This window comes from Pseudomonas sp. COR18 (assembly GCF_048568395.1).
Taxonomy (GTDB): domain Bacteria; phylum Pseudomonadota; class Gammaproteobacteria; order Pseudomonadales; family Pseudomonadaceae; genus Aquipseudomonas; species Aquipseudomonas fuscovaginae_B.
On record NZ_CP183808.1, the window covers coordinates 6896555 to 6909598 of the forward strand.

At 64.1% G+C, this 13044-nt stretch carries 11 protein-coding genes; 4 read left to right on the top strand and 7 right to left on the bottom strand.

Annotated features, from left to right (window positions below; all coding sequences use genetic code 11):
• Positions 1-22 precede the first annotated feature (22 nt).
• Complete coding sequence (locus tag ACM62G_RS30895) at positions 23-931, bottom strand: LysR family transcriptional regulator (RefSeq protein WP_054062784.1); 909 nt, start codon at positions 929-931, stop codon at positions 23-25.
• A 93-nt stretch (positions 932-1024) separates the two neighbouring features.
• Positions 1025-2152, bottom strand: a complete 1128-nt coding sequence (locus ACM62G_RS30900) for an MFS transporter (RefSeq protein WP_273820395.1) — start codon at positions 2150-2152, stop codon at positions 1025-1027.
• Positions 2153-2511: 359 nt separating this feature from the next.
• On the opposite strand from ACM62G_RS30900, the gene ACM62G_RS30905 reads away from it, so the two are divergent.
• Genes ACM62G_RS30905 through ACM62G_RS30915 form a run of 3 tightly spaced genes read left to right on the top strand, consistent with a single transcriptional unit; the run spans position 2512 to position 5079 of the window.
• Positions 2512-3504 carry an aliphatic sulfonate ABC transporter substrate-binding protein gene (locus tag ACM62G_RS30905; protein ID WP_419736407.1) on the top strand — a complete coding sequence of 331 codons (993 nt, stop codon included), beginning with the start codon at positions 2512-2514 and terminating at the stop codon, positions 3502-3504.
• A 19-nt stretch (positions 3505-3523) separates the two neighbouring features.
• Positions 3524-4363 carry an ABC transporter permease gene (locus tag ACM62G_RS30910; protein WP_419736408.1) on the top strand — a complete coding sequence of 280 codons (840 nt, stop codon included), beginning with the start codon at positions 3524-3526 and terminating at the stop codon, positions 4361-4363.
• 2 nt (positions 4364-4365) lie between these two features.
• On the top strand, positions 4366-5079 hold the full coding sequence (locus ACM62G_RS30915; protein WP_419736409.1) for an ABC transporter ATP-binding protein: 714 nt from the start codon (positions 4366-4368) through the stop codon (positions 5077-5079).
• A gap of 1 nt (position 5080) precedes the next feature.
• Here ACM62G_RS30915 and ACM62G_RS30920 read toward each other — a convergent pair whose 3' ends face one another.
• The 4 genes from ACM62G_RS30920 to ACM62G_RS30935 all read right to left on the bottom strand — a co-directional run bounded on the left by ACM62G_RS30920 (position 5081) and on the right by ACM62G_RS30935 (position 9985).
• Positions 5081-6724, bottom strand: coding sequence for an acetolactate synthase large subunit (locus ACM62G_RS30920; RefSeq protein ID WP_054060289.1), 1644 nt, complete (start codon positions 6722-6724; stop codon positions 5081-5083).
• 70 nt (positions 6725-6794) lie between these two features.
• Positions 6795-7529 carry a transporter substrate-binding domain-containing protein gene (locus ACM62G_RS30925; protein WP_273820392.1) on the bottom strand — a complete coding sequence of 245 codons (735 nt, stop codon included), beginning with the start codon at positions 7527-7529 and terminating at the stop codon, positions 6795-6797.
• Between the two features lie 29 nt (positions 7530-7558).
• Positions 7559-8866: an MFS transporter gene (locus tag ACM62G_RS30930; protein ID WP_273820391.1), complete on the bottom strand. Its 1308-nt coding sequence runs from the start codon at positions 8864-8866 to the stop codon at positions 7559-7561.
• 66 nt (positions 8867-8932) lie between these two features.
• A complete protein-coding gene (locus tag ACM62G_RS30935) occupies positions 8933-9985 on the bottom strand; it encodes a lactonase family protein (RefSeq protein ID WP_419736410.1) in 1053 nt (350 codons plus the stop codon).
• A 27-nt stretch (positions 9986-10012) separates the two neighbouring features.
• Between ACM62G_RS30935 and ACM62G_RS30940 the strand changes: the two genes are divergently transcribed.
• Complete coding sequence (locus tag ACM62G_RS30940; protein WP_273820389.1) at positions 10013-10276, top strand: hypothetical protein; 264 nt, start codon at positions 10013-10015, stop codon at positions 10274-10276.
• Here the strand turns inward: ACM62G_RS30940 and acnA are convergent.
• Positions 10251-12935: an aconitate hydratase AcnA gene (gene acnA, locus ACM62G_RS30945; RefSeq protein ID WP_273820388.1), complete on the bottom strand. Its 2685-nt coding sequence runs from the start codon at positions 12933-12935 to the stop codon at positions 10251-10253. The genes ACM62G_RS30940 and acnA overlap by 26 nt on opposite strands.
• Positions 12936-13044: the final 109 nt, after the last annotated feature.

Sequence of the window (13044 nt, forward strand, 5' to 3'; positions counted from 1 at the left end):
TGGATTGCACCAGACACAATGATTACGCCGGCGTAGCGTCGCACATGTCCTTCAGCGTGCGGCGCAACCAGCGATGGGCGTGGTCATTGTCCAGCCGGGGATGCCAGGCCTGGATCACCACGATGGTTTCCACCGGCACCGGCAATTCGAAAGTGCGCAGGGGCAGCCCCAGACTTATCAGGTTGCGCACCATTGGCCGCGGTATCGACGGCAGGATCAGGTCGGAGCCGGCCACGGCGAACATCGCCGCATGAAAGGTCGGCAGCACCAGGGAGACCCGCCGCCGCAGATTCAGCTCGGCCAGCAGCGCATCGATCGGCCCACGTGCCCGGCCACGGCGCGACACGCTGATATGGTCGTAGCGGGCAAAGCGCTCGGCATCCAGTTCCTCGTCGAACAGCGGATGACCTGCCCGGGCGATACCGATCAGCGAAGTGTTGAACAGACGTTGCACCTTGATATCGGCACCGAACTTGCGAGGGGCACAGATCGCCAGGTCGATGCGCCCCTCGTTGAGCGCATCGTCGTCGGTATCGCCTTCCGGCACCATGCGCAGCGTGGCGTTGGGCATATCCCGGGCCAGGCGTTCGAGCAACTGGTTGCCGAAAGCGCCGAAGAACATGTCGTTGGCCCGCACGCTGAAGGTCCGCTCCAGGGTCGTCAGGTCGGTTTCCTGGCCGGGGGCGAAGACCCCATGGGCCAGCTCCACCACGCCGCGCACCTGTTCGCGCAGCTCCAGCGCCCGCGGGGTCGGCGCCAGACCACGCCCGGAGCGGACCAGGATCGGGTCATTGAGGGCTTCGCGGATGCGCGTCAGCGTGCGACTCATGGCCGGGGCACTGAGGTTCATCCGCCGGGCGGCCGCGGTGACCGAGCCTTCTTCGAGCAGGATGTCGAGGGCTACCAGCAGATTCAGATCAGGTATTTGCATGGGCTGAGCATACCCGGCAGCCGCGTCGATCACCAGCCCGAACCCTTGCGCAGGGTGCAATCCTCAGGTGAACGGATGCAGCAGTCGAACGGCTCAATCAGCCTTGTAACGCGCGCAGGCCAGTGCACTGAGGGCAATGGCCAGGCCGGCCAGGGAATAGACCCAACTGGCCGAGGCGACCGGCAGCAGCACACCCGCCAGTAACGGGCCGACACCGGCACCGATGTCGCGCCATACCGCATTCGAGGCCAGGGCCTGGACACGCCCGGCGCCGGGATTGCGCTCGGCCACCAGGGTCACCACCAGCGGCAATTGCAGCGCCCGCAGGACCAGCACCGAACCGGCGCCGAGAATCAGCCAGTGGCTGCCGAAGGCTGCCAGGGCCAGACCGCTGAGAATCGAGAACAGCAACAGCATGCGTACCACGCCATAACGGTCGGCCACCCGTCCGCCGAGGGGGCTGAGGAACATTTCCGAGACATAGCGCAAAGCCATCAGCCCGCCGGCGATCACCACCGCATTGCCACCGAGCACGGCACTGGCCTGCAGCGACAGGCCGAAGATGAACAGCCCGTCCAGCGCCACCCCTTCGACGAAGGACCAGAGCGCGACACTGTCCGGCCACTTGAAGCGTCGCCCGGCCGGTGCCGCCAGTTCGTGCCCCTGGCTCGGCAGGCCGTGCGCCACCCACAGGCCGATCAATGAAGTGGCGCACAGCAGCAGGAAAATCAGCCGCGGGCCGATCTGCAGACTCAACCAGCCCCCCAGGGCCAGGGCGATCATCGGACCGATGGCGATGATCCCCCGCGAGCGCCCTGCCCGGCGTGCCGCGCCGGCAGGCTCGAGGGTCGCCAGCACCTGCGTCGACAGGTTCAACGCGGCAAACGACAGGCCCCAGCCCAGGCGCAACAGCAGCAGCCAGAAGAACCCTGAAATCAGCGAATTGCCCAGGGCGCACACGGCACTGACGGCTGCGGCCAGCATCAGGGTGGCGCGGTCGCCCTGGCGGGCGTAATAGCGCAGCACGTGGCCGTAACCGAAGATCCGCACCAGCCGGTTGGCCGCCAGCAGCACCCCGGCCTGGGCCAGGGTCACGCCAAAGGCCTGGGTGTTCATCGGCAGCAGCAGGTACAGCAGGACATCGCTGGGCAGACACAGTGCCAGGACAATCGCCGCACGGCGGGAGGCGGAGTCGGTCGAGTGAGCGGCCACGGCTGACATGAGGGCAGGATCTTCGCGTGGTGGAACAATCCCGTCAGCATGCCGGGTCGAAACGATCGACCGCAACATTTTTTGAAACATGTTTGTCATGTTGCTGGAGCAACAGCCGTTCAACAAAGTGCATGCGAACAAACACCAGCGCCCCCCCCGGCAGGAGCCGGATTGCCGGCAATAGCTATCGCGCTGGCACCCTCCTTTTCATTGGATCGTTCCCACGCAGAGCGTCATCGTAGGCTATTTGCGGGCAAGCCCTGCACACAGCTGGCATAGAGACTGCATTATTCCTTTTAAGCAGCTCATCATCACCATGACTGCTCAATTAAGAATAAGCCCTGCAGTCCCTCTCCCTGGAGCATTCGATGAAATCCCTCAACCCGATCACCAAGGCCGCCCGCCTTCTGGCCGCCGCCACGGCGCTGGTACTGGGCCTGCATCCGCTGGCGCAGGCCGCCGAAACCACCCCGGCCGAAGTCAAACTGGACTACGCCTATTACTCGCCGGTCAGCCTGGCATTGCGGCATTTCGGCTGGCTGGAGAAAGCCCTGCCGCAGACCAAGGTCACCTGGGTCCTGAGCCAGGGCAGCAACCGTTCCCTGGAATACCTCAACAGCGGTGGCGTCGACTTCGGCTCCTCAGCCAGCCTGGCTGCCGTACTCAGCCGGGCCAACGGCAGCCCGATCAAGTCGATCTATGTCTACAGTCGCGCCGAGTGGACCGCACTGCTGGTGCGCAAGGACTCGCCTTACCAGAGCCTCGCCGACCTCAGAGGCAAGAAGATCGCCGCCACCAAGGGCACCGACCCCTACCTGTTCACCCTGCGCGCCCTGCAGCAGGCCGGCCTGGGCAAGAACGACGTGGAACTGGTGCACCTGCAGCATCCCGATGGCCGCACCGCCCTGGAAAAAGGCGACGTCGACGCCTGGGCCGGGCTCGATCCGCACATGGCCGCCAGCGAACTCCAGGCCGGTTCGCGCCTGCTCTACAGCAATCCCGACTTCAACAGCTACGGGGTGATCAGCGTCACTGAGAAGTTTGCCAAGGAACATCCACAGACCATCGAAACCGTAATCGGCGCCTATGAAAAAGCCCGCGAGTGGGCCCTGCACAACCCTGACGAACTGGCCGGCCTGCTGGCCAGCGAATCCGGCCTGCCGTTGGATGTGGCCAAGCTGCAACTGTCGCGCACCGACCTGAAAAACGCCCGTCTCGGCCCTCAGGACCTGGTGGCCTCGAAAGCCGCCGCCCCGATCCTGGTATCCGAGGAGCTGGTTCGTCGTGGGGTGAATGTCGATCAGGTCATCGACCAGTTGATCGAAACCCGGTTCAACCCTGTCGCGGTCGCCCGCCAGTAAGCGCGTCCCGGGAGCCCCCATGAACGCCAAAAGCAAAGCCCTGCCTGCCGCCCTGGACACACCCGCCCCCGCCGCCAGCACCACGTCGGTCTGGCCTCGGCGACTCAAGGGGCTGGTGCTGCCGGTGCTGATCATCGCCCTGCTGGAGGGAGTGGTGCGCCTCGGGTGGGTGCCCGCGTATCAGATGCCGGCACCGAGCGATATCGTCCTGACCCTGCGCGATCTCGGTCAGGGAGCTCTGTGGAAACACATTAGCGCCAGCCTGCTGCGGGTGCTCAGCGGCTTCGCCATCGGTACCGGCCTGGCCCTGCTCTTCGCCGCCTGGGTCGGACTCAGCCGCGAAGCCGAAGCCTACCTGGAACCGACGTTCGCCGGACTGCGCTCGATCCCGAGCCTGGCCTGGGTGCCCCTGCTGCTGTTATGGCTGGGCATCGATGAAACCTCGAAGATCGTCCTGATCGCCATCGGCGCATTTTTCCCGGTGTACCTCAACGGTGTCGCGGCGATCCGCAATATTGACCGCAAACTGGTCGAGGTCGGACAGATGCTCGGCTTCAGCCGTTACCGGCTGGTGCGCCGAATCCTGCTGCCGGCGGCCCTGCCGGGGCTGTTCACCGGCCTGCGCAGTGGCATGAGTCTGGCGTGGATGTTCCTGGTGGCCGCCGAGTTGATCGCCGCAACCAAGGGCCTGGGTTACCTGCTCAGCGACGGCCGGGAAACCTCGCGCCCGGATATCGTGCTGGCGGCGATTATCGTTCTGGCCCTGCTCGGCAAACTCAGCGACGGCCTGCTGGCCGGCCTGGAAAAACGCTGGCTGTCCTGGCGCGACACTTTCAATGGCCAGGACCGGGAGTCTTGAACATGAGCGAAACACTGCTGGACCTCTACGTCGAACGCAAGGCGTTTGCCCAGACCACCGTGCTCAGGCAGGTCAGTCTGCAACTGCACGCAGGGGAAACCGTCAGCCTGCTGGGCCCCAGCGGCTGCGGCAAGAGCACGCTGCTGAGGATCGTCGCCGGGTTGGAAAAGGACTTCGAAGGTGAACTGAAACACACGGCCTCGCCCATCGCTTTCGTCTTCCAGGAACCCCGCCTGATGCCCTGGCTGACGGTGGAGCAGAACATCGGCTTCAGTGAAGACGAGGGTTACGACCGCGCCTGGGTGACACAACTGATCGAGGAGGTCGGTCTGAGTGGTTTCGCCCAGGCCTTGCCCAAGCAACTGTCAGGCGGCATGGCGCAACGGGTGGCGATTGCACGCGGATTGTATTCGAAACCACGGGTGCTGCTGCTCGACGAGCCATTCAGCGCGGTCGACGCCTTTACCCGCATGAAGTTGCAGGATTTGCTCCTGCAACTGGCTCGGCGGCATGGCATCGCGCTGTTGCTGGTGACTCACGATGTCGACGAAGCGTTGTACCTGAGCGACCGGGTGCTGGTGATGGATAACCGCCCCAGCCGCATTCGCCAGGCCCTGGCGGTCGACCTGCCACATCCTCGCGATCGTCGCGATTCGCAGTTGGCCGACCTCAAGGCCCTGTCACTGACCGAATTGCACCGGGCTCATGTGATCTAGATCAGACCAGCAATGCGCGACGCTTGAGCTCGTTGTTGAGAATGAAGTCATTCTCCGAGTAGTCGATCGGGCAGTCGATCACGTGCACGCCCGGGGTCTTGATGCAGTGCTCTAGCAGCGGCAGCAGGCCCTCGGCGCTTTCCACGCGGTGGCCGTTGGCGCCATAGGCTTCGGCGTACTTGACGAAGTCCGGGTTGCCGTAGTCCAGGCCGAAGTCGGTGAAGCCCATGTTCGCCTGCTTCCAGCGGATCATGCCGTAGCCGTCGTCACGCAGGATCACCACGGTGATGTGCATGCCCAGGCGTACCGCGGTTTCCAGCTCCTGGCTGTTCATCATGAAGCCGCCGTCGCCGCAGACCGAGATCACCGGACGGTCCGGGTGCACCAGGTGCGCCGCCATCGCCGAGGGCAGGCCGGCGCCCATGGTCGCCAGGGCGTTGTCCAGCAGCACGGTGTTGGGCTTGTGCGCCTTGTAGTTGCGGGCGAACCAGATCTTGTAGATGCCGTTGTCCAGCGCGACGATGCCTTCGGACGGCAGCACCCGGCGGATGTCGGCGACCAGGCGTTGCGGGTACACCGGGAAGCGGTTGTCGTCGGCGCCTTCGGCGATCTGCGCTTCGTTGGCCTCGCGAATCGCCATCAGGCGGCTGAAGTCCCAGTGCGGGTTGTCGCCCAGGGCTTCGCCGATCTGCCAGACGGCGTTGGCGATGTCGCCGATCACTTCGATCTGCGGGAAGTACACCGCATCGACTTCGGCGGAGCGGAAGTTGATGTGGATGACTTCGGTGCCGCCACGGACCATGAAGAACGGCGGCTTCTCGATCACGTCGTGGCCGATGTTGACGATCAGGTCGGCCGCTTCGACGGCGCGGTGGACGAAGTCGCCGGACGACAGCGCGGCGTTGCCGAGGAAACGCGGGTGACGCTCGTCGACCACGCCCTTGCCCATCTGGGTGGTGATGAACGGGATGCCGGTCTGGTCGATCAGTTGCTTGAGGACCTTGGCGGTCATCTTGCGGTTGGCGCCGGCGCCGATCACCAGGATCGGGCTGCGGGCCTTCTGCAGTTTCTCCACGGCAGCTTCGACGGCCTTGTGCTCGGCCAGCGGACGGCGGTGCAGGCTCGGCGGGATCGGCATCGAGTCGGTCTGCTCGGCGGCGATGTCTTCCGGCAGTTCCAGGTGCACGGCACCGGGTTTCTCTTCTTCAGCCAGGCGGAAGGCTTCGCGCATGCGCGCCGGGATGTTGTCGGCCGAGGCGAACTGGTGGGTGTACTTGGTGATCGGGTCCATCATGCCGCAGACGTCGATGATCTGGAACCGGCCCTGCTTGGACTTCTTGATTGGCTTCTGGCCGGTGATCATCATCATCGGCATGCCGCCCAGGTAGGCGTAGGCGCTGGCGGTCACCAGGTTGGTCGCGCCGGGGCCGAGGGTCGACAGGCTGACGCCGGTCTTGCCGGTGAGGCGGCCGTAGGTGGCGGCCATGAAACCGGCGGATTGCTCGTGGCGGGTCAGGACCAGCTTGATCGGCGACTTGCGCAGCGATTCCAGCAGGTCGAGGTTTTCCTCGCCAGGAATGCCGAACACATACTCGACACCTTCGTTTTCCAGGCATTGCACAACGACATCGGCGGCCTTGGCCATTTATCTACCTCAATCTCGACAAGCGCTTTCGCGCGTCTTGCAGTTGTTGTCAGGGGACGGACCCGGTTTTTCACGCAGGCGGTGCCACAGTAACATCGCTCTGGCCACTCTGGACCAACGCAGAGCGCACAAAACCTTCGACTTTGCGCCGTTCGACGAAGTCACGGATAAAGGCGGCTGCGGCCTTGCGACGAATTGGCACAGCCATGGCCTGGCGAATCGAGGTGAAGGCCCCCTCCAGTACACGCTGGCGCGGGTCACCCGCCGCGACCTTCTCCAGCGGCTGACGCACACCGGCCGCGGCGTCGAGGCCCTGGGCCAGGTACAGGTCCACCGCCCCCGCCGAGGTGTCCGCGCGCTCGAGCTGCGCATGCTGCAGCGTACGGGACAGGAACAGGTCGTAGGCCGCCCCCTTGCCGACCGCGAGGCGCAGGCCCGGTCGGTCAAGATCCTCGACCTTCAAGTAGGGCGAATCGGCTGCCACCAGGTAGGTGCCCTCGATCAGCACGTAGGGTTCGCTGAAGGCGATCTGCCGGGCGCGCACCGGCTCGATCGCCAGGAATGCGACATCCCAGGCGCCCTCTTCCAGCGCCGCGAAGACCTTGCCGGCGGCATCGAAGGTGACCATCTCCAGCCGTACACCCAGTTCTTCGGCCAGGGCCTTGGCCAAGGCGACGGAAACGCCCTGGGGTGAGCCGTCCCTGCCCTTTTGGGCCAGCACGGGGTTGCCGTAGTTGATCGCCGCACGCAATACGCCACCTGGCGCCAGTTCGTCGATCACCGCCGGGTTGACAGGATTGCTCATCTCTATACTCCGTGAATGTCTGGCAAATGCTAGTGAGCGGCCGCCGGTGCGCCTGGATCCCTGTTGTTCACCCGCATCAGCAGGGTCATCAGGAAGCCGGCTACCAGCAACGCACTGAGGAACAGCAGGCCATTGGCCGCGCTCTGACTGTTGCCCTTGACCATGCCGATCAGCGAAGGACCGACGAAGCCGCCCAGGTTGCCGACCGAGTTGATCACGGCGATGGACACCGCGGCCGTAGTGCGATCGAGAAACAGCGTCGGCAAGGCCCAGAACGGCGACTTGAAGCTGTACAGGCCGGACAGCGCCACGCAGATCATCGCCATCGCCATATAGGGATTGTGCAACAGACCGGCGCCTATCAGACCGAGCGCGGCGACAAACAGCGGAATCGCCGAATGCAGCTTGCGCTCATTGCGTTTGTCCGAGCTGCGCGACCAGGCGATCATCGAGGCGGTGGCGATGATGTAGGGCAGCATCGCCAGCAGGCCGATCTGGGTGTGACTGAGCGACTCCGAGAACCCCTTGATGATCTGCGGCATCCAATAGCCGATGCCCAGGCTGCCGCACTGGTAGACGAAATAGATGAACGCCAGGTACAGCACCTTGGGGTTGCCCATGGTCTTGAACACGCCGAGGCTCTTGACGTTCCTGCGGCTCTGGCGGTCGCGTTCCAGCTCGGCCAGCAGCCAGTCGCGTTCCTCGGGCTTGAGCCACTTGGCCTGCTGCGGCTTGTCGGTGAGGAAGAAGTAACAGGCGACCCCCAGGAACACCGCCGGGATACCCTCGAGGAACAGCATCCAGCGCCAGCCGCTCCAGTCCAGCCAATGGATGTTGTCCATGATCCAGGTGCTCATCGGCGCACCGATGATGTAGCTCACCGGAATCGCCGCAGTGAACAGCGCGACAGTGGTGGCCAGTTCCTTGGAACGGAACCAGTAGGTCAGGTAGACGATGATGCCGGGGAAAAAACCGGCCTCGGCAATGCCGAGCAGAAAACGCAGCACATACAGTTGATTGGCGGTCTGGGCGAACGCGGTCAGCGCGGCGATGCAACCCCAGGTCACCAGGATCCGGGCGATCCACACCCGGGCGCCGAACTTGTTCAACATGACGTTGCTCGGCACTTCGAAGAGGAAATAACCGATGAAGAAGATCCCCGAGATGAAGCCGAAGGCCTCGCTGGACAGCGCCAGCTCCTTGTTCATCTGCAAGGCGGCATAACCGATGTTGGCCCGGTCGAGATAAGAGACGATGTAGAGCAGGAAAACGAAAGGAATGATGCGCAACGTGACCTTGCGGACGATGGCGCTTTCATCAGGCTTATTGTTGTTCATTATGACCTCTGTGGAGGCAGGCTGATGCCCGCCTCTGTCATTGCATTAGTGTAAAGCCGAATGCGCTCAGGCCGAAAAGACCATACAGACCGGGCTGCCGCTGCTCACCGAGAAACCGGTCTTGCGCAGGCTGCCGGTGTGCGGGTCGACCGCCAGCGAGACGATGCTGTCGCTGTCTTCGTTGAGCGCGAACAGGAAGCGGCCATTGGGTGCCAGGGTGAAGAAGCGCGGAGTCTTGCCCGTCGTCGGCGTGAACTCCATCGGGCTCAACAGACCGCTGCCCTGGTCGATGGCGAACACCGCGATGCTGTCGTAGCCACGATTGGAGGCATAGAGGAAGCGCCCGCTGCGGTCGACCTCGATCTCCGACGCCCGGCTGTTGCCGGTGAAGGTAGCCGGTACCGACGGCAGGATCTGCAGGGCCGTCAGCGCACCGCTGTGGGCGTCGAAGCGATAGGTGGTGACGGTGGAATCCAGCTCGTTGATCACATAGGCGAACGCCGCCTTGGGGTGCAACGCCAGGTGCCGCGGCCCCGCCCCTTCGCGGGTCGTGACGAAGGGCTGCTCGGCAGGTACCAGCTTGCCGTGGTCGAAACGGAAGCTGAACACCCGGTCCAGGCCCTTGTCCGGTACCAGCACGAACTGGCCGGAATGGTCGAACAGGTTGAAATGCGGCTTGGCGAACGGCTGTTCGACCCGATGCGGTCCCAGTGGCCCTTCCAGCTTGAGCAACTGGTTGAGCGTACCGAGCGAACCGTCTTCGGCGATGTTCATCACCGCCAGGCTGCCGGTGATGTGGTTGGACACCACCAGGAAGCGCTCGCTCGGGTCCAGCGCCAGGTGCACCGGGTTCTTGCCCTCGCAGCTCTGGCGGTTGATGAACGTCAACTTGCCGCTGGCCTTGTCGACGCCGAAGGCGCTGACATCGCTCAGGTCGCCATGGACCGTGTAGAGGCGATCGCCGGCCTTGTTCAGGGCCAGGAACGACGGGTTGACCAGGTCCTTGACGACCTGGACGAGGGACAACGAACCCTCCTCCTGGTCGACCTTGTAGACACTGATGCCTTCACCACGGGCGTTGCGCTCGCGGGTGGTCCGTGACCCGACATAGGCGTACATAGGGGTGGTTCTCCGAGTAACGGGTTGATGATTGAGAAGTTCGGCGGCCTGGGCAAGGCCGGCAGGCAGCAGCGAGCCGAGCGCCGAGACACCGGCGAGCGTGACCATCTGCTGAAGCAGTTGTCGACGGGTTGCCCCGTCCCGGGAAGTGGCAGAAACCTGAATTTCGGGCTCGGGCAGGCCTGCGCCGTGTTCATCGCCATGCATGGTTGCGTTTCCTTGTTATTGTTGATCGCAATGGCCGGCCCCTTGGCGGGGCCGGTTTTCAAACTCGCTGGCGGGTGCGCTTGACCACCTTGCGGATCACGAACGGCAACACCCCGCCGTTGACCAGGTAGCGAACCTCCTGCGTGGAGTCGATGCGCACGCCCAGTTGCACTTCCTGCGTCGTGCCATTGGCACGATGAATCAGCAGGGCAACGCGGTTGTCGCCCACATCGAGATCATCGAGACCGAGGAAATCGAGGCGCTCATCGCCCTGCAGTTGCAGATCGTCGACCGACTGGCCGGCCCTGAACTGCAAGGGGATCACGCCCATGCCGATCAGGTTGCTGCGGTGGATGCGCTCGATGCTCTGCGCCACCACCGCCTTGACTCCCAGCAGGGCCTGGGCCTTGGCCGCCCAGTCGCGGCTGGAGCCGGCGCCATAGTTGATCCCGGCGAACACCACCATCGGCGTGTGCTGCGCCGCGTAGCTGCGGGCTGCTTCGTAGAGCGGCAGGCACTCGCTGTGATCGGCATTCCAGGCCCAGGCGCCGAGCCCGGGCTGCCGGTCACCGAGCAGGCGGTTCTTCACCGCCTTGTTGGTGAAAGCGCCTCGCAACATCACCTCATGATTGCTGCGGCGGGTCGAGTACTGGTTGAGGTCACGTGGGTCTTCGCCATGTGCCAGCAGCCATTGCCCGGCCAGGCTGTCGGCAGGGATGGAATAGGCCGGCGAGATATGGTCGGTGGTGACGTTGTCGCCCAGCACCATCAGCACGCGCGCCGCACTGATGGCCAGGCTGGTTTTCGGCTCGGCCGGAATATCCGCCAGGTACTGCGGGCGACGCAGGTAGGTCGATTCCGGGCTCCAGGGAAATTGCACACGCCCTTCGGCCGACAGCGACTGCCAGTGGTGCGTACCCTCCCAGACCTTGGCCAGGCGCTGCCGGAAGAACTCAGGCTTGACCACTTTCGCGGCCTCGGCGGCAATCTCCGCATCCGACGGCATCAGGTCACGCAGGTACACCGGACTGCCGTTGCGGTCCACGGCCAGGGCTTGGGATTCGAGGTCGATATCGATGGTACCGGCGATGGCATAGGCCACGCACAGAGCCGGAGAGGCCAGGTAACCGGCTGGGACCTTGGGGTTCACCCGACCTTCGAAGTTGCGGTTGCCGGACAGTACCACCACGCCCTTGAGGCCCTGGTCGGCGAAATGCTCGACGTGCTCCTCGAGCGAACCGGAGTTGCCGATGCAGGTCATGCAGCCAAAGCCGGCCAGGTCGAAACCCAACGCGGAAAAGTCTTCCAGCAGGTTGGCTTGCGCCAGGTAGTCGGCGACCACCCGCGAGCCAGGCGACAACGAGGTCTTCACCCAGGGCTTGCGGCTGAGACCCAACTGGCGCGCCTTGCGGGCCAGCAGGCCGGCCTGGATCATCTGCGCCGGGTTGGCGGTGTTGGTGCAACTGGTGATTGCACTGATCACCACCGCGCCGTGGGTGATGGGTTGGCCGAAGGACGGTTCGAAGAAGCGCTGCCCGGCAGGTGCATTGATCAGCTTGCCGGCGCCCAGCACCTCCTCCCGGAACGAGTGGGCGGCGTTCGAGAGTTTCTGCCGCTGATGAGGCTGGTAAGGGCCAGCAACGCTGACCTCGATACTGGCCAGGTCGAGTTCGATGAGTTCGTCGAATTGCGGCTCGGCCAGTTCGTCGCGACGCCACAGCGGCTGGGCATTCATGTAACTGCTGACCTTGCTGCACAGCTCAGGCGAACGACCGCTCAATTGCAGGTAGGACAGGGTCTCATTGTCGAACGGGAAAAACACCACGGTGGCACCGTACTCCGGCGCCATGTTCGATACGGTGCCGCGGGCGGCCCAGCTCAGTGTGGACAAACCAGGGCCGGTGAACTCGACGAACTTGCCGACCACCGAACGCTGGCGCAGGATCTCGGCCACATGCAACGACAGGTCGGTGGCCGTGACACCCGGGCGCAGCGCATGGGTCACGCGGATACCGATGACTTTCGGAAAACTGATCGGCACCGGCTCGCCGAGCATCGCCGCCTGCCCCTCCAGGCCACCGACGCCCCAGCCCAGCACGCCGATGGCATTGATCATCGGGGTGTGGCTGTCGGTGGCGACCATGTCGTCCGGGTGCAGCAGACGCTGGCCGTCCGCACTGCGACTCTCCCAGACCACCTGGGCCAGCGCCTCCATGTTCATCTGGTGGATGATGCCGGTACCCGGCGGGATCACGCCGAAATTATCCAGGCTCTTCTGCGCCCACTTGATGAAGCGATAACGCTCGCTGTTGCGGCGAAAGTCGATGTCGAGGTTCTGCTCCACCGCGTCGGCCTCGGCGTAACGTTCGACGATCACCGAATGGTCGATGGTCAGCACCGCCGGAATCAGCGGGTTCATCGCCTGCGGATCGCCGCCCAGTTCGGCGACCACGTCGCGCATGCCGGCAAAGTCGGCCAGTGCCGGCAGGCAGGTGGTGTCGTGGAACATCAGGCGGTTGGGTTGGAACGGCACTTCGCAGTCCGGACCCTGGCCGGTGGCTCGCGCCAGCACCGAAGGCAGCGACTCGGGCGAGCAGCGCGCCACGTTCTCCAGCAGGATACGGATCGAGTAAGGCAGCTTCGACAGCTGCGCGGGCGACAGCATCCGGTTCAGGTCAACGTAGGCGAACAGCTCATTGTCGACCGTCAGGTGGTTGATCAGGTCGCGGGCAGTCTCGGTCATGCTCATATCGCTCAGGCTTTTATAAGGATCGCGGGGTCTGGGGCCGCCGCTGATGAGCCGATACTAGGAGCAATGCCGGTCAGTGAAAATTGATCAATTACCACAGCAG